Source organism: Reyranella sp. (genome assembly GCF_050185545.1).
Classification (GTDB): Bacteria; Pseudomonadota; Alphaproteobacteria; order Reyranellales; family Reyranellaceae; genus Reyranella.
The window spans coordinates 1-19,441 of the sequence record NZ_JBFWZI010000075.1; the positions used below are offsets into that span (position 1 = coordinate 1).

Sequence of the window (19,441 nt, forward strand, 5' to 3'; positions counted from 1 at the left end):
GACGCTGCCGCCTCCCGTGCCAACGCCTGGTACTTGTCGAACACTTGGTGGGCATTGCCGCGGACCCGGACATCGGGGCCGCTGCTGTCGAAGATCTGGTTACGATTGGGCGGGCGGTTGGGGTTGTGATGCTGCTTGTGATGATGGCCGCCGCCACCGCCGCCGCCACCACTGCGACCGCCGCGCGACCGCTGACGATTGTTTGGTCTCATTAACCTAGGGCCAATCTACATGCCGGACGGTTGTTGTTGTTCGCGACCCTCTGCCCTTCCCGGGCGCCGTCACGGCTGACAATCAGAGGGATTAATCGCCCAAGGCCACCATTCAGCCCGGGCCAAGCCCCCCCAAGGGGCGAGATGAACGTAGTCTCATTCCTCGCGATTGCCAACCTTTTATTGCTGGGCATGCACTACCCGGTCGATGCCCGACAGGTCCTTCCTGGGGGAGCCGACGGCGAGCCCGGCAGACTCGAATATCCTCGATATTTCAATCGCTTGACCCTCTCCCGCCTCGACGACCAAATGGCCTCCGGGGGCGACCAGGGCAGCGGCAGCTGCGGCAATCCTGTGATAGGCGGCGAGGCCGTCCGGACCGCCATCGAGCGCCTCGCGCGGCTCGAAGCGCGCGACCTCGGGCATCAACCGGTCGATGGCAGAGGCCTCGATGTAGGGCGGATTGGACACGACCAGGTCGAACGGACCTGCGAGCGCCTTCTCCCAATCCGGGAGCCGCCAGTCGCCGCGGACGAGCCGCGCCCGCGCGGCGACGCCGAGGGCCTGGGCGTTGCCTTCGGTAACGGCCAAAGCCGCTTCCGACGCATCGAGGCCAATCCCGGTCGCGTTGGGGTACTCGCGCAACAGGGTAAGCAGCAGGCAGCCCGACCCGACGCCGAGGTCGAGCAACCGCAACGGCTGCGCGCGCGCGGGCATCAGCGCCAGCACGGTCTCGATCACGGTCTCGCTGTCGGGACGCGGCACCAGCACCGCCGGCGATACCTTGAAGGGAAGCCCCCAGAACTCTCGCTCGCCCAGAATGTAGGCCATGGGCTCGCGGCGGACCCGCCGGGCCGTCAGCGCCCGAAGGCCGGCGGCGACCGGGGCGGGGGCGGCCTCGGCGCCGTGCGCGACCAGCTGCTCGACCGACAGGCCGGCCGCCCGCGCGAGCAGGAGGCGAGCCTCGAAGCGCACATTGTCGATGCCGGCGGCGCTGAGCGCAGTCGCCGCATCGCGCAGCAGCCTGTCGTAGGTCACGGTCAGGCCGCCAGCTCCGCCAGCCGACCCGCCTCGTCGTCGGCGATCAGGGCATCGATGATCTCATCGAGCCCTCGCCCCTCCATCACCTCGGCGAGGTTGTAGAGGGTGAGGTTGATGCGGTGGTCGGTCACCCGGCTCTGCGGGAAGTTGTAGGTCCGGATGCGCTCGCTGCGATCGCCGCTGCCGACCTGGCCTTTGCGGTCGGCGGCGCGCGCCGAGTCGCGGCGCTGGCGCTCGGCGTCGTACAGCCGGGCACGCAGAATCTTCATCGCCTTGGCCTTGTTCTTGTGCTGGCTCTTCTCGTCCTGCTGGCTGACCACGACACCGGTCGGCAGGTGGGTGATGCGCACTGCCGAGTCGGTGGTGTTGACCGACTGTCCACCCGGCCCGGAGGCGCGAAAGACATCAATGCGCAGGTCCTTCTCGTCGATCTTGATATCGAAATCCTCGGCTTCCGGCAGCACGGCGACGGTGGCCGCCGAGGTGTGGATGCGGCCGGACGCCTCGGTCGCCGGCACGCGCTGCACGCGATGGACGCCCGATTCGAACTTCAGCCGGGCAAACACGCCGCGTCCCGATACAGTGGCGATCGCCTCCTTGTAGCCGCCGATGCCGGTATCGGCGAGCTCCATGACCTCGAACCGCCAGCCGCGCTCGGCGGAATAGCGCTGATACATTCGGAAGAGATCGGCGGCGAACAGGGCTGCTTCCTCGCCGCCGGTGCCGGCCCTGATCTCCAGGATGGCGTTCTTCTCGTCGGCGGCATCCTTGGGCAGCAGCATGCGCTTGACGCTGCGCTCCAGCTCGGGCAGGCGCTTCCTGAGCGCCATCGCCTCCTCTTCCGCCATTGCCTTCATGTCGGGATCGGCCGCCATGGCCTCCACGTCCTCGAGTTCGCGCTCGGCCTTGCGCCACGTCCCGATCGCCTCGACCAGGGGCCCGAGATCGGCGTACTCCTTGGACGCCGCCACGAACTTCTGCGAATCGAGACTGCCACCCGACAGCGCCGCCTGCAGCTCGGCATAGCGCGCCGAGATCTGATCCAGTTTCTGCTGCAACGACACGTCTGCTCCTCGGGCACCAGCCCAACAACGCCTTCCCGGCTGTCCGCAGCAACCCGCTCACCTCATGCCGAGGAGCGAACGCAGCGAGCGTCTCGAAGCATCGGCAACAGGCACTGTCGCCTGTACATCCTTCGAGACGCCGCGCTACGCGCGGCTCCTCAGGATGAGGTGTTACTGCCCGACCGGGTCAATGAACCTCTTGTTCGCCAATAAACTCACAAACTCTCAGCCTTTCAAGGCACCTGCCAGGGCGTCCAAGGCAACTTCGCGCTGCTGGCCGCTGTCGAGGTCCTTGAGCTGGGCGACGCCCTTGGCGAGTTCGTCATCGCCGATGATCAGCACGGCGCGGGCATTGACCTTGTTGGCGCGCTGCATGCGCCGCTTCATGTTGCCGCGATATTCCTGCTCGACGGTGATGCCCTCCCGCCGCAGGCTGCGGGCGATGGCGAGCGCCTTGGCCTCCGCCGCCGGGCCGAGCGGCGCCATCACGACAGGGCGCGGCTGCGGCGCCGGCTCGTTGCAGAGCATCATCAGGCGCTCGATGCCGCCCGCCCAGCCGATGCCCGCCGTCGGCGGCCCACCCAGCTCGGCGATCAGGCCGTCGTAGCGGCCGCCGCCCAGCACCGTGCCCTGGGCGCCGATGTGGGTGGTCACGAACTCGAACGCGGTGTGCGTGTAATAGTCGAGGCCGCGCACCAGCCCGACATCGACCTCGAACGGAACGCCCGCGGCCGCGAGTCCATCCTGGACCGCGGCGAAGAAGTCCCGGCTCGCCTGGTTCAGGTGGTCGGCGAAGCTCGGCGCGCCGGCGTTGACCGCCTTGTCGCCCTCGTCCTTGCTATCGAGGATGCGCAGGGGATTGCGGCGCAGGCGGTCGCGCGACTCCTCGGACAGCCGCGCGGCATGGCTCGAGTAGTAGTCGACCAGCACCTTGCGGTATGCCGCCCGGCTCTCGGGGTCGCCCAGCGAGTTGATCTTGAGCACGCAGCGCCCGAGGATGTCTAGGCGATCGAGGATGTCGGCGGCGACGCTGATCACCTCGATATCGGCGCCGGGCTCGGGCGCGCCCAGCACCTCGAGGTCGATCTGGTGGAATTGCCGCTGGCGGCCCTTCTGCGGCCGTTCGTAACGAAACATCGGCCCCGCCGCGAAAATCTTCAGCGGCAGCTGCTGGGCGAGCTCGCCGTTCGACACGAAGGCGCGGCAGATGCCGGCTGTGTATTCCGGCCGCAGGGTCAGCGATTCCCCGCCGCGATCCTGGAACGTGTACATCTCCTTGGAGACGACATCGGTCGTCTCGCCGATGCCGCGGGCGAACAGCTCGGTGAACTCGAAGATCGGCGTTGCCATCTCGCGGTAGCCGTACAGCCGCGCGACATGGCGCGAGACATCGACCACGTGGGCGAACCGCCGATACTCGTCGGGAAGAAGGTCATGCGTGCCGCGCACGGGCTGAAGTTTCGACACTGCTCACACTCGCCTTGGGGTCGGCGTTCTTAGCCGCCGGCCCCGAACAGCGCAAATCTAGTCGCTGCCGGGCCCGATCCTTCCCCCGTCATCGGGGCAGGGTTATCGCATATGGCAAAAAGCTCCGTCGTCTCGAGCGCAGCCGCCCGTAGGGCGGCGCAGTCGAGGGATCTTTCTTGCCGACACCGCAACAAGACAGGCCGCTCCGCTACGCCTCGCTACGCTCGGCTCCGGTCGGGATGACGGAGTTTTTCCACATGCGATGGCCCCCGTCGTCGGGGAAAGCGCTATTCGGCAGCGACCTTGGCGGCAAGCCTGGCGGCCTCGATCTCGGCCGCCTTCTTCTCGATCATGGCCGCAAGATGCTCGACGATATCGGCATCCTTCAGCCGGTGATGCGGCACACCCGCGACATAGACCTGGTGGGTGCCGTTGCCGCCGCCGGTGAAGCCGATGTCGGTCTCGCGCGCCTCGCCCGGACCGTTCACCACGCAACCGATCACCGACACGGTCATCGGGGTCGTGATGTGGGCGACGCGCTTCTCGAGCGCCTCGACGGTGCGGATCACATCATACTGCTGGCGGGCGCAGGACGGGCAGGAGATGATGTTGACGCCGCGATGGCGCAGGTTGAGGGCTTTCAGGAGCTCGAAGCCGACACGGACTTCCTCTTCCGGCTCGGCCGACAGGGAAACCCGGATCGTGTCGCCGATGCCGGCCCACAACAGCGCGCCGAGGCCGATCGAGGATTTCACCGTGCCGGTGCGCAGCCCGCCCGCCTCGGTGACGCCAATATGCAGCGGATAGTCGCAGGCATCGGCGAGTTGCTGGTAGGCCGCAACCGCGAGGAACACATCGGACGCCTTCACACTGATCTTGAAGTCGTGAAAGTCGTGGTCCTGCAGGATACGGGCGTGATCGAGGGCGCTTTCGACCATCGCCTCGGGGCAGGGCTCGCCGTACTTCTCGAGCAGGTCCTTCTCCAGAGAACCGGCATTGACGCCGATGCGCATGGAGCAGCCGTGATCGCGCGCCGCCTTCACGACCTCGCGCACCCGCTCGGCACTGCCGATATTGCCCGGGTTGATGCGCAGGCAGGCCGCGCCCGCGTCCGCCGCCTCGATGGCGCGCCTGTAGTGGAAATGAATGTCGGCCACGATCGGCACGCGCGCGGCCTTGACGATGGCCGGCAGCGCGCGGGTCGAGTCCTCGTCCGGGCAGGAAACCCGGATGATATCGACTCCAGCCTCCTCGCAGCGGCGGATCTGCGCGATGGTCGCGGCGGCATCCGCGGTCAAGGTGTTGGTCATCGTCTGCACGGTGATCGGCGAATCGCCGCCGACCGGCACAGCGCCGACCATGACCCGGCGCGATTTGCGGCGCACGACGTCGCGATATGGCCTGATACTCATGGCACCAATCTAGCTTGGCGATGCCGCCTTATCCAGCCGGCGTGGGCAAGCTCTCACGGGCTTCACACAGTTTCACCCGAGCGTCACATTCTTCCTGACCGCGGGCGGTGCCCGATTGGGCTGCCGGCAAAAGCAATATCCGCATCCCGAGGAGGCCGGATAGCGGCCGTCTCGAAGGATGGGCACCGAAGACGATGCCTGTTGCCCATGCTTCGAGACGCCGCGCTGTGCGCGGCTCCCCAGCATGAGGGGGTTGGTTGCGCCAAGTGAGCAGCACGCCCCACTGGCGAACCGCTCACAAATTCCGAACCGTGCCGAGAGACCTCGCTCAGCGGGCGTTGATGATGCGGTAGGCAATGCCGGCCGGCACGGTGTAGCTCTCGCCGGCGCGGACGTACGTCTGCGCCAGAACATCGCCCGTCGGCGAGCGCAGCTCGACCCAGCTGTTGGCGCGGACCCGGACCGGCGTGTCGACCTTCACCGGAATATTGCTGGTCGCCGGATCGGGTGCCGCCGGCTTGGCCACCGCTTCCTCGGTGGCGGGCGCCGGGGTCGCGGGCTTCGGCGTGTCGACTTGGATGGGAGGCTGTGCGGCCTGCGCCTGACCGATCGCCGGCACCGTCATGACGGCCGGCGGTGCGGGCACCTGCACTACGATGGGCGGTGCCAGGGGCGCCGGCTGGCTCTCCGGTTGGGTCGGCGGCGCGACGCTGTCACGACGCATGGCCGGCCACAGCTCGGCCGGCTGCGCTGCGGGCGGCGAACTGCGCACTTCGCGCGTAGGTTGCGATGGGCTTGTCGCGTTCGTCGACGGCGTGCCTGCAGTCGGCGGCGAGGTGCTGCCGGTCGGCGCGGCGTCCGGCCGCGATGCCAGCAGACGATCGGGCACCGGCGGAACCTTCTCGGCAACCACCGCCTGCTCGCGCGGCAGGTAGTGCCAGGCGGCATAGCCGGCAGCGACAACCAGCAGAACCGTCAACACGGCAAGGCCAACCGGTGCGCGCCGTTCGCCGATGGGAAAATCGGCCGGCAGCGCCACCGGGCGCTTGATCGGAACGGCCCCGGAATGGTGGTACGCCGTCAGTACCTTCTCGGGATCGAGGCCGACATGGCTGGCGTAGGCGCGGAGGAAGGCCGGTACGTAGGCTGCGCCTGGCAGCTTGTCGAAGCGCCCTTCCTCGATTGCTTCCAAATTGGATCGACGAATACGCAGAGCTTTTTCGATATCGGACAGAGCAAGGCCGCGGGCCTCGCGCTGGTCTCGTAGCAAGCGACCGACCGCACGCCCTGACGACGCATCGCGTTCAATCGCACGCCAATCAACCTGATCCGGCATGATGAACCCTGCTCTTCCCCTCTGCGCGAGTATTAGCAGAGGGATTCTGACAGGGCAAAAGCGATTCGACTCTTCGCCGCTAAATTTCGATTGCGTGATCCGCTGCGAACAGTCGCAGCGTCTCTCGCATCGGCCGATCAGGCTGCGATAGCGCAGCGCGCATGAAGCTTGTTGCTTCGCCGAGGTCGAGTGAGCGGATCATCGCCTTCACCGGTCCGATTGCACCGGGCGACATCGACAGCGCGCGCACGCCGATCGCCAGGAGCGCGAGGGCTTCGACGGGACGCCCCGCCATCTCACCGCATACCGCGAGGTCGACGCCAGCGGGCCGCGCCTTCTCGACTACAAAATGTAGGAGCCGAAGCAGCGCTGGCGACAAGCTGTCGTAGCGCGAAGCGACTCTGCTGTTGCCACGATCTGCCGCGTACAAGAACTGCAGCAAATCGTTCGTCCCGATCGAAAGGAAATCGACCTGGCGCAGCAGGCTGTCGAGCTGCCAGGCCAGTGCCGGGACCTCGAACATCACGCCGACCCGCAAGCGTTCGGGGATGGGCTGGCCGCGACGCGACGCACGCTCGAGTTCGAGATCGAGCAGGCGTCGTGCGCTCTGCAACTCACCGACGTCGGCAATCATCGGAAACATGACCGACAGCGGTCGACCGCCGGCTGCCTGAACGAGGGCGCGCAGCTGACGCCGCAGCATTGCAGGCCGATCGAGACCGATGCGAATGGCGCGCCATCCCATGGCCGGATTGTCGTCGCCGAAGGTGCCGACATAGGGCAGCACCTTGTCGCCGCCGACGTCGAGGGTTCGGAACACCACGGGCCGGCCGTCGGCGAGATCGAGCACGCGCGCGTAGAGCCAGGTCTGAGCATCGACGTCGGGAAATTCCGAACGCACCATGAACGGGATTTCCGTGCGGTAGAGACCGACACCGTCGGCGCCGACTTCAACCAGATGCTGCATGTCGATCAGCAACCCCGCGTTCATGTTCAACGAAATGCGCACCTGATCGCGCGTCGTCGGCGGCAGGTCGCGCAACGCGGCGTACTTGCGCCGTCGCTGGATGCGGGCATCGATCGCATCGAGGATCGATTGCAGAACGTCTTCGGCCGGGCGCACCAGCACCTGGGCATTGTCACCATCGACCACGATCGGATCGCCGGGCTCGATGCGCGCCAGGACGTCGGACGCTCGACCGACCACGGGAATGTCGAGGGCGCGCGCCACGATCGCGACATGGCTTTGCGCCGAGCCTTCCTCGAGCACCAGGCCGCGCAGGCGCGTGCGGTCGTAGTCGAGCAATTCCGCCGGCCCCATGTCGCGGGCGATCACGATCATGTCTTCGGGCAGAGATTCCGGGTCGACGATGGCGCGACCGGTCAGGCGCAGCAGCAACCGATTGGTGAGATCCTGCAGGTCGCTCAGACGCTCCCGGATATAGGGGTCGGTCGACTGGCCGAGCCGGGTCCGCACGTCGTCGAAGGCGCGCTGAACGCTGGCCTCGGCGGTCAGGCCGGACGAGATGGCCTCGCGCACCCGCTCGAGCCAGCCGCGATCGTCGATGAACATTCGGAAGGTCTCGAGGATCTCGCGCTGCTCGCCCGACTGCATATCGTGTGCCTCGAGCATGCGGTCGATGTCCTCGCGCACGCCGTGCGCGGCGCTTTCGAAACGCGCCAGTTCCTGGCCGACATCCTCGGCAACGACCTTCTGAATGGCGATTCGCGGCTCGTGCAGGACGGCGCGGCCGATGGCGACGCCCGGCGTCAGCTGGACGCCATCGACACGCAACGGCAGCAGCCCGAGACCATCGACCTGCTGCACCTCGTTGGGGCTGACGAAGTGGCCCGCGGCGATCAGCTCGGCCAGCACCATGGCAATGGTCTGGAGAGTCTCGATCTCCTCCTCGTCGTACTGCCGGCGGGTGCGGTTCTGGACGACCAGCACGCCCAGCGAGCGGCCGGCGCGCACGATCGGCACGCCGGCAAGCGAATGGTAGATCTCCTCGCCCGTCTCCGGCCGATAGGCGAACTGTGGATGGCTCTGGGCGTCGTCCAGCGCCAGCGGACGGGCGTGCGCGGCGATGTCGCCGACCAGGCCCTCGCCGACCCGCAGGCGGGTGCGGTGGACGGCCGATGGATTCAGGCCCTGGGTGGCGAACAATTCGAGCACTTCCCCGGCCCGCAGCAGGTAGATCGAGCACACCTCGGCCACCATCTCGTTGGCGACCAGGCGCACGACCTCGCCCAGCGTGTTCTCGACGGAGTCGGCACGCGCCATCGTGTCCCGGAGCCGCTTTAGGAGCATTCGCGGTCCGGCCAGGGGAGTTGCTCTCTCCATGGTCAGACCGCTGGATGCTTGAGTCGGATGACGACGAAGCTACGGTCGATGACTTGGGCGCAGAATCGCCATGCTGCCCCGGACCGACGGGTCCATTGGGCAGTCCGGCAGGCCATGAGATTGGCTTCGGCGCGCATGGCCCGCTTATAGCAAGACCCGCGCCGAACTGCCTAATTGCTTGTTCGCATAAGCGAAAAGCGCTCAGGCGGCATCGAGCTCGTAGGCCGTATGCAGGGCGCGGATCGCAAGCTCGGTGTACTCGGCGGCGATCAGGACACTGATCTTGATTTCCGAAGTCGAGATCACCTGGATATTTATCCCCTTGCCGGCCAGGGTCTCGAACATCTTGAGGGCGACACCGGCATGGCTGCGCATGCCGACGCCGATCACCGAGACCTTGGCGACGTTGGTGTCCGACTTGATCTCGGCGAACCCGAGGTCCTTCTTGGCCCGGTCGAGCCGCTCGACCGCCCGCGGCAGATCGGCCCGCGGCACGGTGAAGGTGATGTCGGTCGAACTGCCGTCGAGCGACACGTTCTGGACGATCATGTCGACGTTGATGTTGGCATCGGCAAGCGGACCGAAGATCGCTGCCGCCACGCCCGGCCGGTCGGCCACCCGGATCACCGTGATCTTGGCCTCGTCCTTCGAGAAGGCGATTCCGCTCACAACCGACTTTTCCAGCCCCTGCGCCATGATCTCTTCCTCGTCCACAACCAGCGTGCCGGGCAGGTCGCTGCCGAGCGCGGCATTGAACGACGACAGGACCTGCACGCGCACGCGATGATTCATCGCCAGCTCGACCGAGCGCGTCTGCAGGACTTTGGAGCCCTGAGAGGCCATCTCGAGCATCTCTTCGTAGGTGACCCGGTCGATCTTGCGCGCCTTCTCGACGATCCGGGGATCGGTCGTATAGACGCCGTCGACATCGGTGTAGATGTCGCAGCGGTCGGCGCCCAGCGCGGCCGCCAGGGCGACCGCCGACGTGTCCGAGCCGCCGCGACCCAGGGTCGTGACCCGGCCCTCCGGCGATACCCCCTGGAAGCCGGGGACGATCGGCACCTCGCCGGCCGCCATGGCAGCCGACATCTCCGCCGTGTCGATGCCGACGATGCGCGCCTTGGCGTAGGCTGCATCGGTACGGATCGGGATCTGCCAGGACACCCAGGAACGCGACCGCACGCCTTCCTGCTGCAGGGCCATCGCCAGCAGGCCGATCGTCACCTGCTCGCCGGTGGCGACGACGACGTCGTATTCGCGCGCATCGTGCAGGGGGGCGATCTCGTTGACCCACTTAACCAGCTGATTGGTGGCGCCGGACATCGCCGAGACGACGACGGCGACCTCGTTGCCACGTGCGACCTCGGCCTTGGCCTTGCGCGCGACATTCTTGATCCGTTCGGTGTCGCCCACCGAAGTGCCGCCAAATTTCAGAACGATGCGCGCCATGGACCTGCTCGAAAGCGCGGTATAGACACCGTGAGCACTGGAAAGGTCAAGGGTGGCCCATGGCCCACGCGGCTGAGACCATTTCGGCTGAGACCACCGTCGATCCCGCCGAGGTCGAGCGCTTCGCCCGAATCGCCGGCGAATGGTGGGATCCGGCCGGAAAATTTGCGCCTCTGCATCGGTTGAACCCTGTGCGCATCGGCTACATCCGCGACAGCGCCGCCCGGCATTGGCGCCGCGATGCCCTCTCGGGCACGCCGCTGACCGGACTGTCGCTGGTCGATATCGGCTGTGGCGGCGGCCTGCTGTGCGAGCCGATGCGGAGACTGGGCGCCGCCGTAACCGGCATCGATGCGGCCTCCGACAATGTCGAGGTTGCCGCGCGGCATGCCGACAGGCAGGCGCTCGCCATCGACTATCGCCAGGGCACGGCCGAAGCGCTCGCGCGTGCGGGCAACCGGTTCGATATCGTGCTCGCCCTCGAGATCGTCGAGCACGTTGCCGATGCCGAGTTGTTCCTGCGATCCTGCAGCCTTCTGGTGAAGCCCGGCGGACTTCTTTTCCTGTCGACTCTCAATCGCACGGCCAAGGCGTGGGCGCTGGCGATCGCGGGCGCCGAATACGTGCTGGGCTGGCTGCCGCGCGGCACGCACGACTGGCGCAAGTTCCTCAAGCCCTCGGAGGTCGCGCGCAGCCTGCGCGCCAGCGACATGGACGTGCGGGAGATCGTCGGCGTGGTCTACAGCCCGCTCAGCCGCACCTGGTCGCTGAACCGCGGCGATCTCGACGTCAACTACATGCTGTATGCGACGCCCCGCTCGTAGGAGCGTTCCGCTGGGAGCGCGCCACTCACAGGCACCAGTTTTGCCGAAGGAAGGCGTCATGCGCCGGGAACGCGCCACTCCGTGGCGCTCATGCTCATCTTCCGATCCGCACGTGATGTCGGCTATTCCAATGAGCGCCACGGAGTGGCGCGTTCCCGGCAATGAGCCGACTTGTGCTAGTTGCCGCGGGGAATCCAGGGCAGGCGGCCGAACTCGATGCCTTCCTCGGCGAGCGCCTCGGCTTCCTTGTCGGTCGTTTCGCCGTAGATGCCGCGGCGGTCGCTTTCGCCGTAGTGAATCTTGCGCGCCTCCTCGGCGAAGCGGTCGCCGACGTGCTCGCAGTTCTTTTCGACCTGCTCGCGCACCTTGATCAGCGCCTCGCGCAACTCCTTGGGCATGTGGCGGGCCAGGGCGGCCATCTGCTGCTGCTCAGGAGACGGCGTTGGCGCAGGTGCTGGAACCGGTGTGGCCTCTTCCGGCACCGCGGACTTGCCGCCCTTGCCGAGGCGCGGCGACATGATGGCGCGCTGAACCGCGACGTCCCCGCACACGGCGCAGCCGATCAGGGACTTCTTCTCCTGACGCTCATAGGTCTTGCTGTCCTTGAACCAGCCCTCGAACTCGTGGCCGTTGGAGCAGCGCAGTCGGTATAGGATCATGAATCGAGCAACAATTTTCCACAGCTGGCACTCCCGAACGGGGAGTGCCAGAGATGATGGGGTGTGAACGTGGCCCATGCAAGAGGCACGCCTTCGTCCTGGATCGTACAATGGGCGGGCCTCGTCTCGAACGGCGCCCCGGTGCTCGACATTGCCGCCGGCGGCGGCCGGCACAGCCGCTTCTTCGCCAACCGGGGCCACCCGGTCACGGCGGTCGATCGCGACACCAGCCTCCTCGATCTGGATCCCGGCATCGAAGTCGTTCGGGCCGACCTCGAGGACGGCTCCCCCTGGCCGCTGGTCGGCCGGGCCTTCGGCGCCGTCGTCGTCACCAACTACCTCCACCGCCCCCTGATGCCCGATCTGCTCGGCGCCCTCGCGCCGGGCGGCGTGCTCCTCTACGAAACCTTCATGGTGGGCAACGAGCGCTTCGGACGGCCCAGCAATCCCGACTATCTGCTGAAAGACGGCGAGCTGCTCGAGCTCGTTCGCGGCCGCCTGTCCGTGACCGCGTACGAAGCCCGCCTGATCAGCGACCCGCACATGGCGATGGTGCAGCGGATCGCGGCCCGGCGTCCCGGGTAAGATGCTGGGAGCGCGCCACTCCGATGGCGCTCTTCTCGTTGACCACACATCCCATGAGCGCCATCGCAGTGGCGCGCTCCCAGCCCTACTCCGCCGCCTTGGCGAGACCGGCCTTGTGGAGAACCGGTGCGCCGTACGTCCTATCGTGCGTCAGCGACGGCACCATCTTGCGCGCGTCGGCCACCCTGGCGAGATCGATGTCGGCCACGACGAAGCCCGCCTTCTCGCCGCCCGCATCGGCAAGGACCTCACCCCACGGCGCCACGGCGACGGAATGGCCGTAGGTCTTGCGGTTCGAGCCCTTGTGCGTGCCGACCTGGGCCGGCGCCAGGACGAAACAGCCGGTCTCGATCGCCCGGGCACGCATCAGCGCGTGCCAGTGCGCCTGTCCCGTCGGCACCGTGAAGGAAGAGGGGATCGACAGCATCGTCGCCCCGGCGTGCGCGAGGTCGCGGTAGAGATAGGGGAAGCGCAGATCGTAGCAGATCGTCATGCCGAGCACGCCCCACGGCGTCTCCGCCAGCACCGACCGCTCCCCCGGCTTGAAAGTCGACGATTCGCGGTAATTCTCGCCACCGGCCAGCTGGACATCGAACATGTGGATCTTGTCGTAGCTCGCCACGATGCCGCCCGACGAGTCGATCAGATAGGACCGGTTGCGGATTTGTTCCTCGCCCGGCACGCGCACGTGTATCGAGCCCAGCAGGAACCACGTCCCGGTCTCGCGCGCGCTGGCGCGAGCGGCGGCCAGCATGCCGTGGCCATCTTCCGTCTCCGCCTTCTGCAGTGTCTCGGCCCGGTTGGCCCCGATCAGGCCGGTGTTTTCCGGCGTCATGATGAAGTCGGCGCCGGCGTCGCGGGCAAGCCGGGCCTGCTCGCGCACGAACGCGATGTTCTCCGCCATCTCGTTGCTGACGCTGGTCTGGATCAGACCGGCCTTGAATGCCATCACCATCTCTCCGGGTTCCCTCAGCCGGGCTGGGCGAGCAGCGCGTCGAGCTTGCCTGCCTTTTCGAGCGCCACCAGTTCGTCGGAGCCGCCGATGTGCTCGCCGTTGATGAAGATCTGGGGGACGGTATGCCGCCGGGCGCGCTCGCGCATCTCGCTGCGCTTCTTGTCGTCCATCATCACGTCCATTTCCTCGTAAGCCGCCCCCTTGGCGTCGAGCAGGCCTTTTGCCCGCGCGCAGTAGCCGCAGAACGGCGTCGTGTAGATCTCGATCCTGGCCATGGTGACGAACCTCTTTGGACAACTATACCGCCGGACGGACAACCCGCGCCAGCGTGAGCACGTCGACGTGGCGCGCCCCGCCGCGTTGCAGAACGCGCGTGCACGACTCGACCGTCGCCCCCGTGGTCAGCACGTCATCGACCAGGACGACGGCCTTGCCGGCGATCTCCCCGGCCCACCGCGGATGGACGTCGAAGGCCGCGCGCACATTGCCGCGACGCTCCTCGGCGCGCAGGCCGGATTGCGACCCCGTCCAGCGCCGCCGGCGCAGCAGGTCGGGCGCGAGGCTGAGCCGCTCGCGGTCCTCGGCGTGGCGCACGACAGCCCGCGCCAGCAACTGCGCCTGGTTGTAGCGACGCGCGAGCAGTCGCCGCCAATGCAACGGCACCGGCGCCACGATGTCGGCGTCGGCGAGAATCTCGGCCCCGGCCCGCGCCATCCAGGTGCCGCAGGCGCGCGCCAAGTCGGTCCGATCGCCATGCTTGAACGGCAGCACCAGCCGGCGGCTCTCCTGATCATAGACCAGCGCGGCGCGCGCCCGGCGATAGCGCGGCGGCCGGGTGAGACAGCGGGCACACAGCGCGCCCGCGCCGGGATCGGCGGCGAAGGGATCGGCACACCGCGCGCAGTAGGGCGGCGCGATGAAGGAGAAGCCCTGCCAGCAGGCGGCGCACAGCGTGCCCGGCGACTCGACGATCTCGGCGCAGCGCAGGCAGAGCGGCGGCAGCACGGCGTCGAGCACGATCCGACCCGCGCCGCGGCAGAACCGGCCAAGTCGGCCGGTCAGCATGATGGGGGAAGGAACATGCCCCGAGAAGGAAGCATGCCCCGAGAAGAGTGGGCAATTGCGCCAACAGGATGGCGCTCGCATATGGACGCGCTCTTCATTCTCCTCCCCAGCTTCGCCGGGAAGGTGCCCCGTCATACGGGGCGGAGGGGTCATGAGTCACAAGAGGCAACGGAGCCATGACTCATGACCCCTCCGTCGCCGTAAGACGGCGACACCTCCCAAGCTTCGCTGGGGAGGAGGTGTTTTTTACCCATATGCGAATACCCTGCCTACCCGACGGCGGGCTTTGGCCCTACATACGGGCTGTGATCGCACCCGATCCCCTGCTGGTCTTCGATCGCGCGACCCTGCGGCAGCGGCGCGAACGGGCTGCCGGCCGTTGGGATCAGCGGGCCTTTCTCAAGCGCGAGATCGCTTCCCGCCTGGTCGAGCGCCTCGGCGACGTCCGCCGGGTGTTCCCCCTGGCTCTCGACCTTGGCTGCCACGGTGACGAGATCGCCACGACACTGGGCGGGCGCCCGGCGGTCGAACGGCTGATCCGCAGCGACCTCGCCCTCGCCTTCGCCGGGCGCGCCCGCGGCCCTGCCGTTGTCGCGGACGAGGAATTCCTGCCCTTCGCCCCGAAGAGCTTCGATCTCGTCATGAGCGCCATGGCGCTTCACTGGGTCAACGATCTGCCCGGCACGCTGATCCAGATCGCCCGCGTCCTCAAGCCGGACGGCCTGTTCCTGGGCGCCATGCTGGGCGGCTCCACCTTGTGGCAGTTGCGGCAGGCCTTGGCGGCGGCCGAGAGCGAGATCGAAGGCGGGCTCAGTCCGCGCATCTCGCCGTTCGCCGACCTGCGCGATGCCGCGGGCCTCCTGCAGCGCGCGGGCTTCGCGCTGCCGGTGAGCGACAGCGAGACGATCGCCGTGGAGTACGCCGACGCGCTCGCCCTGATGCGCGACATCGGCGGCATGGGCGAGGGCAACCTGGTGGTCGAGCGGCGCCGCGGCCTCGCCCGTCGCGCGACGCTCCTGCGCGCCGCGCAAATCTATGCCGAGCGTTTCACCGCGCCATCGGGCAGGATCGTCGCCAGCTTCGAGGTGCTTTTCCTGCACGGCTGGGCACCGCACGCCTCGCAGCCCAAGCCGCTCGCTCCCGGCAGCGCGGCGCGACGGCTGGCCGATGCCCTGGGGACGGACGAGGTCAGCGCTGGCGAGAAAGTCGAACGGAGCCCGAGGTGAACCGGTGACCAAACTGCCGTTCGGCGAGGTGCTGTCCGAGAGTTTCAGCTTCTTCTTCGCCAATCTCCGCCTGTTCTTCCATCTCGTCACCATTCCGTGGATCGCGTCCCTGGCAATTCGCATCATCGGCGCGGCGCTCGCGCACGATTCGCTCGCCGCCGTCCTGGTCGAGAAGGCGCTCGATGCCGTGCCCACGGCGATGTTCATGGTGGCATGGCAGCGCGCGGTCCTGCTCGGTCCCAACCGTGTCGATCGCCTGCCCGGCGTCGGCTGGTCGCCGCGCGAATCGGCCTATCTGATTCACCTGGTGAAAATCGCCGGCATCACGTTCGTGCTGATCGCCGCCTTCATCTTCACCATCGGGACGCTCAACCCCGAGACGATGGGCATGGGCGCGCCCCCCGATCCCGAGCTTGCCCGCCGCCAGGCGATGGCAGCGCCACTCGGTGCGGGCTTCACCATCTCTCTCCTACTCGCGCTCCGCGTCAGCTTCGGGCTCGCCGCCACCGCCGTCGACGTGCCTTTCTCGCCGCGCCTGTCGTGGGCCTACAGCCGCGGCAATGCCTGGACCATCATCGGCCTGCTGTTTCTCACCTTCTTCGTCGGCGCCCTCGCCACGACGGCGGCGAGCCTGGTCGCGCTGGGCCTGATGCGCGGCATGCTCGGCGCCGACAGCGCGGCGGTGCTGGTCACCTGGCTGGTGGCGATCCTGGTCTCCTACGCCGGCGCCGCCCTCGCGGCGACCGTCCAGGCCGTCATCTTCCGCCGGCTGCTCGCCTGGCGCGAGGGCGCGCCCCTGCCGGCGGTGACGTAAGGCGAGACTCTCATGATCTTCTGGACCGCGGGCGTCTCGCCCGCTCATGCTTCATGAGGCGGGCGAGACGCCCGCGGTCCAGAAGACAATCACAACAGATCGCGCAGCAGCCCCACGAGCGGCACGTCGGCGGGTGGCATCGGGTAGCGCGACAGCTCCATCGGCTTCACCCAGCGCAGCGCCTGGCCCTCGCGCGACTGCGGGATGCCGAGCCATTTGCGGCAGGCGAAGACCGGCATCAGCAGATGGAATGTTTCGTAGCCGTGACTGGCGAAGGCGATCGGCGCCAGGCAGCTGGTCGCCGTCTCGATGCCCAGCTCCTCGTGCAGCTCGCGCACCAGGGCCTGCTCCGGCGTCTCGCCGGCATCGACCTTGCCGCCGGGGAACTCCCACAGACCGGCCATCGACTTGCCGACAGGACGCTGGGCGATCAGCACGCGGCCGTCAGCATCGATCAGCGCCACCGCGGCGACCAGGACGAGCGGGCGCTCGCCCAGGGGCGGCGGACCGCCCGGACACTCCAGCTCGGAAGTGCTCAAGAACGATAGCTGCCGTTGATGTCGATGTAGCCGTGCGTCAGGTCGCAGGTCCACACCGTGGCGCGGCCGCGGCCGATGCCGAGATCGATGTCGATCACGATGTCGGTGCCCTTGATATGCCGGGCTACCGGCGCCTCGTCGTAGTTGGGCACGACCTGGCCGCCATCGGTGATGCGCACGCCGCCGATCGAGATCCTGAGCTTGTCGCGGTCGGCGCGCTCGCCCGACTTGCCGACGGCCATGACGATGCGTCCCCAATTGGCGTCCTCGCCGGCGATCGCCGTCTTGACCAGCGGCGAGTTGGCGACCGCCAGCCCTATCTTGCGTGCCGCGCCGTTCGACGAGGCGCCCCCGACATTGATGGTGACGAACTTGCTGGCGCCCTCGCCGTCGCGGGCGAGAAGCTGCGCCAGCTCGATCAGCACCTCGTCGAGCGCCCGCTTGAAGTCGACCAGCACGGGGTCGTCCGCTTCCTCGATCGGGGCATGCCGGGCGGCACCGCTCGCCACCATCAAGAGCGTGTCGCTGGTCGAGGTGTCGCCGTCGACGGTGACGCAGTTCAGCGACTTGTCGGCGGCATCGGACACCAGCTTCTGCAGCACCGGCGCCGGGATCTTGGCGTCGGTGAAGACGAAGGCCAGCATGGTCGCCATGTCGGGCGCGATCATGCCCGAGCCCTTGAGGAAGCCGTTGATGGTAACGGTGCGCTCGCCGATCTTGGTCTGGCGGCTGGCGAGCTTGGGAAAGGTGTCGGTCGTCATGATGGCGCCAGCGGCGGCCGACCAGCCATCCTCGCGTGCCGACTTGATCATTGCCGGCACGACGGCGGCGATCTTCTCCCACTCGAGCGGCTGGCCGATCACGCCGGTCGAGGCCATGAAGACCTCGTTGCGCGGGCAGCCCAGGGCCTGCGCGACGGCCCGCGTGCTCTCCTCCACGGCCTTGTCGCCGAGCTTGCCGGTGAAGGCGTTGGCATTGCCGGCATTGGCGACGATGGCGCGCACCTTGCCGCGCGACAGGTTCTTGCGGCACCAGTCGACAGGTGCGGAGCAGGTCTTGGATCGCGTGAGCACGCCGGCGATGGTGGCGCCGGCCGGCACCACGGCGAGCATCACGTCATCGCGATCCTTGTAGCGCACGCCGGACGGCGCAGCGGCAAGCTTGACGCCGGCGATGCGCGGCAGCGTCGGCGTCGTCTTCGGCGCGAGCGGCGATAGGGCGTGCTTGACGGCCATTTACCTCCCCCAACGGACGGTCGAGCATGGATCGACCGTTCGAAGCGGGGAGCCTACACCAGAAACGCCGCAAAATGTGAATTCTACTTGGTGCCGGTCGGCGGTGCCGCGGGCGCCGCTGCCGGCGGCTTGGCCGGAGTCGGTGCTGCCGGTTTGGCCGGAGTCGGCGTCGCCGGCTTGGCCGGGGCCTCCGCCTTGGTGCCGTCGATGTTGAATTTCTCGATCTTGGCGCCCGATCGCAGATGGTCGAGGTGCGCGGTCACCGCCTCGCGCACCATCTCCTCGCGCAGCTGATCGGACAGCTCCTCGAAGGCCGGCGGCGGCGCCTTGCGTCGGTCCTCGACCTTGATGACGTGGAAGCCGAACTGGGTCTTGACCGGCGTTTCCGTCAATCCGCCCTTGTTGAGGGCGAACGCCGCGTCGGCGAACTCCTTCACCATGTCGGACTTCTTGAACCAGCCGAGATCGCCGCCCTCGGCGCCCGACGCCTTGTCGGTCGATTTTTCCCTGGCGAGCTTGTCGAACGCCGTTCCCTTCTTGAGCTCGGCAATCAGCGCCTTGGCCTCGTCCTCGGTCGACACCAGGATATGGCGCGCGTGCACCTCCTCCTCGGCCGGCAGGGACTTCAGCCGCTCCTCGTAGCGCTCCTGCAGCTTCTCCGGCGTGACCTTGCGGGCGACCTCGCGCTGGATCCAGAAATCCTGCAGCACCTGGTCCTCGACGAAGGCCATGCGCTTCTTGAAGGCGGCGTCCTCGGTGACCTTGTTCTTGCGTCCCTCCTGGACGACCAGCTTGCTGTCGATGATGCGGTCGAGCAGCGCCGGAAAGACCGCCTGCAGCGGCATGCTGCGGTATTGTTGCGGCAGGGCCTGCTGGGCCACCTCGAGCTCGGAAAGACGGATCGGCTGGCCGTTGACGATGGCGACGACCGGGTCCTTGAGCGGCTGGGGCGCCTGTGCCGGCGGCTTGGCCGGCGGCTTCGCCGCGGGCTGCTGGGCGACCGCCGGCCCGGCGATCGCGACGGCTGCGCAAAACAGCACAAGAGGGCGCAGCAGACGCAGGCAAAGGCTCATGGCGGACTCCGGAAGCTCGTCGCGACGGCTGTTCGCGATTCATTGCGTTTACACAGGGCCGCGCGGGCCGAGCAAGGCCCGCCGACCGGACGAGGCCCGCAATGACAGTGGATTGCGGCACTTTTTCGTGAGCACCGTGTC

General features: G+C 67.6%; 19 protein-coding genes. 4 read left to right on the top strand and 15 right to left on the bottom strand.

Features of this window, described 5'->3' with window-relative positions; all coding sequences use genetic code 11:
- The 8 genes from AB7O82_RS19935 to AB7O82_RS19970 form a co-directional block, all read right to left on the bottom strand.
- Positions 1-212 (bottom strand): DUF4167 domain-containing protein (locus AB7O82_RS19935; protein ID WP_428619990.1); only part of this gene is annotated, 212 nt, incomplete at its 3' end.
- Positions 213-392: 180 nt separating this feature from the next.
- Positions 393-1,250 (bottom strand): peptide chain release factor N(5)-glutamine methyltransferase, encoded by an 858-nt coding sequence (gene prmC / locus AB7O82_RS19940; RefSeq protein ID WP_428541366.1) that lies wholly within the window; start codon positions 1,248-1,250, stop codon positions 393-395.
- Between the two features lie 2 nt (positions 1,251-1,252).
- A complete protein-coding gene (gene prfA / locus AB7O82_RS19945; protein WP_428541363.1) occupies positions 1,253-2,317 on the bottom strand; it encodes a peptide chain release factor 1 in 1,065 nt (354 codons plus the stop codon).
- Between the two features lie 225 nt (positions 2,318-2,542).
- Positions 2,543-3,784 carry a histidine--tRNA ligase gene (hisS, locus tag AB7O82_RS19950; protein WP_428541360.1) on the bottom strand — a complete coding sequence of 414 codons (1,242 nt, stop codon included), beginning with the start codon at positions 3,782-3,784 and terminating at the stop codon, positions 2,543-2,545.
- 287 nt (positions 3,785-4,071) lie between these two features.
- Positions 4,072-5,196, bottom strand: coding sequence for a flavodoxin-dependent (E)-4-hydroxy-3-methylbut-2-enyl-diphosphate synthase (gene ispG / locus AB7O82_RS19955; protein ID WP_428541357.1), 1,125 nt, complete (start codon positions 5,194-5,196; stop codon positions 4,072-4,074).
- A gap of 328 nt (positions 5,197-5,524) precedes the next feature.
- Complete coding sequence (locus AB7O82_RS19960) at positions 5,525-6,532, bottom strand: helix-turn-helix domain-containing protein (RefSeq protein WP_428541354.1); 1,008 nt, start codon at positions 6,530-6,532, stop codon at positions 5,525-5,527.
- Between the two features lie 79 nt (positions 6,533-6,611).
- On the bottom strand, positions 6,612-8,816 hold the full coding sequence (ptsP, locus tag AB7O82_RS19965) for a phosphoenolpyruvate--protein phosphotransferase (RefSeq protein WP_428541351.1): 2,205 nt from the start codon (positions 8,814-8,816) through the stop codon (positions 6,612-6,614).
- 261 nt (positions 8,817-9,077) lie between these two features.
- Positions 9,078-10,325, bottom strand: coding sequence for an aspartate kinase (locus tag AB7O82_RS19970; RefSeq protein WP_428541348.1), 1,248 nt, complete (start codon positions 10,323-10,325; stop codon positions 9,078-9,080).
- Positions 10,326-10,384: 59 nt separating this feature from the next.
- Here AB7O82_RS19970 and ubiG point away from each other — a divergent pair, with 59 nt between their 5' ends.
- Entirely contained in the window at positions 10,385-11,149 is a 765-nt protein-coding gene (gene ubiG, locus AB7O82_RS19975) for a bifunctional 2-polyprenyl-6-hydroxyphenol methylase/3-demethylubiquinol 3-O-methyltransferase UbiG (RefSeq protein WP_428541345.1), read from the top strand.
- Positions 11,150-11,325: 176 nt separating this feature from the next.
- Here ubiG and AB7O82_RS19980 read toward each other — a convergent pair whose 3' ends face one another.
- Positions 11,326-11,886 (bottom strand): DUF1178 family protein, encoded by a 561-nt coding sequence (locus tag AB7O82_RS19980; protein WP_428541342.1) that lies wholly within the window; start codon positions 11,884-11,886, stop codon positions 11,326-11,328.
- A 63-nt stretch (positions 11,887-11,949) separates the two neighbouring features.
- Between AB7O82_RS19980 and AB7O82_RS19985 the strand changes: the two genes are divergently transcribed.
- Positions 11,950-12,393, top strand: a complete 444-nt coding sequence (locus tag AB7O82_RS19985; RefSeq protein ID WP_428541339.1) for a class I SAM-dependent methyltransferase — start codon at positions 11,950-11,952, stop codon at positions 12,391-12,393.
- An 85-nt stretch (positions 12,394-12,478) separates the two neighbouring features.
- Here AB7O82_RS19985 and AB7O82_RS19990 read toward each other — a convergent pair whose 3' ends face one another.
- From AB7O82_RS19990 to AB7O82_RS20000, 3 genes are read right to left on the bottom strand one after another with little or no spacing between them, the layout of a single operon-like run.
- The gene (locus AB7O82_RS19990; protein WP_428541336.1) at positions 12,479-13,342 is read right to left on the bottom strand and encodes a carbon-nitrogen hydrolase family protein; all 864 of its coding nucleotides are present in this window, start codon (positions 13,340-13,342) and stop codon (positions 12,479-12,481) included.
- Positions 13,343-13,362: 20 nt separating this feature from the next.
- Positions 13,363-13,623, bottom strand: a complete 261-nt coding sequence (gene grxC, locus AB7O82_RS19995; RefSeq protein WP_428541333.1) for a glutaredoxin 3 — start codon at positions 13,621-13,623, stop codon at positions 13,363-13,365.
- Between the two features lie 22 nt (positions 13,624-13,645).
- The gene (locus AB7O82_RS20000) at positions 13,646-14,413 is read right to left on the bottom strand and encodes a ComF family protein (RefSeq protein WP_428541330.1); all 768 of its coding nucleotides are present in this window, start codon (positions 14,411-14,413) and stop codon (positions 13,646-13,648) included.
- Between the two features lie 254 nt (positions 14,414-14,667).
- Between AB7O82_RS20000 and AB7O82_RS20005 the strand changes: the two genes are divergently transcribed.
- The gene (locus tag AB7O82_RS20005) at positions 14,668-15,639 is read left to right on the top strand and encodes a methyltransferase domain-containing protein (protein WP_428541327.1); all 972 of its coding nucleotides are present in this window, start codon (positions 14,668-14,670) and stop codon (positions 15,637-15,639) included.
- A gap of 4 nt (positions 15,640-15,643) precedes the next feature.
- Positions 15,644-16,453, top strand: coding sequence for a hypothetical protein (locus AB7O82_RS20010; protein WP_428541324.1), 810 nt, complete (start codon positions 15,644-15,646; stop codon positions 16,451-16,453).
- Positions 16,454-16,542: 89 nt separating this feature from the next.
- On the opposite strand, the gene mutT is transcribed toward AB7O82_RS20010, so the two are convergent.
- The 3 genes from mutT to AB7O82_RS20025 form a co-directional block, all read right to left on the bottom strand.
- On the bottom strand, positions 16,543-16,950 hold the full coding sequence (gene mutT / locus AB7O82_RS20015; protein ID WP_428541372.1) for an 8-oxo-dGTP diphosphatase MutT: 408 nt from the start codon (positions 16,948-16,950) through the stop codon (positions 16,543-16,545).
- A gap of 38 nt (positions 16,951-16,988) precedes the next feature.
- Positions 16,989-18,227 (bottom strand): bifunctional glutamate N-acetyltransferase/amino-acid acetyltransferase ArgJ, encoded by a 1,239-nt coding sequence (argJ, locus tag AB7O82_RS20020; RefSeq protein ID WP_428541321.1) that lies wholly within the window; start codon positions 18,225-18,227, stop codon positions 16,989-16,991.
- Between the two features lie 83 nt (positions 18,228-18,310).
- Positions 18,311-19,300 (bottom strand): peptidylprolyl isomerase, encoded by a 990-nt coding sequence (locus AB7O82_RS20025; protein WP_428541318.1) that lies wholly within the window; start codon positions 19,298-19,300, stop codon positions 18,311-18,313.
- Positions 19,301-19,441 lie beyond the last annotated feature (141 nt).

Coding starts and splice junctions, on each gene's coding strand:
- AB7O82_RS19960 (WP_428541354.1), bottom strand. CDS start 6,532: ATGCCGGATCAGGTTGATTGGCGTGCGATTGAACGCGATGCGTCGTCA.
- AB7O82_RS19970 (WP_428541348.1), bottom strand. CDS start 10,325: ATGGCGCGCATCGTTCTGAAATTTGGCGGCACTTCGGTGGGCGACACC.
- AB7O82_RS19990 (WP_428541336.1), bottom strand. CDS start 13,342: ATGGCATTCAAGGCCGGTCTGATCCAGACCAGCGTCAGCAACGAGATG.
- argJ (WP_428541321.1), bottom strand. CDS start 18,227: ATGGCCGTCAAGCACGCCCTATCGCCGCTCGCGCCGAAGACGACGCCG.
- AB7O82_RS19980 (WP_428541342.1), bottom strand. CDS start 11,886: ATGGGCCACGTTCACACCCCATCATCTCTGGCACTCCCCGTTCGGGAG.
- ubiG (WP_428541345.1), top strand. CDS start 10,385: ATGGCCCACGCGGCTGAGACCATTTCGGCTGAGACCACCGTCGATCCC.
- grxC (WP_428541333.1), bottom strand. CDS start 13,623: ATGGCCAGGATCGAGATCTACACGACGCCGTTCTGCGGCTACTGCGCG.
- AB7O82_RS20025 (WP_428541318.1), bottom strand. CDS start 19,300: ATGAGCCTTTGCCTGCGTCTGCTGCGCCCTCTTGTGCTGTTTTGCGCA.
- AB7O82_RS20000 (WP_428541330.1), bottom strand. CDS start 14,413: ATGCTGACCGGCCGACTTGGCCGGTTCTGCCGCGGCGCGGGTCGGATC.
- ptsP (WP_428541351.1), bottom strand. CDS start 8,816: ATGGCGCGTGCCGACTCCGTCGAGAACACGCTGGGCGAGGTCGTGCGC.
- ispG (WP_428541357.1), bottom strand. CDS start 5,196: ATGAGTATCAGGCCATATCGCGACGTCGTGCGCCGCAAATCGCGCCGG.
- AB7O82_RS20005 (WP_428541327.1), top strand. CDS start 14,668: ATGCGAATACCCTGCCTACCCGACGGCGGGCTTTGGCCCTACATACGG.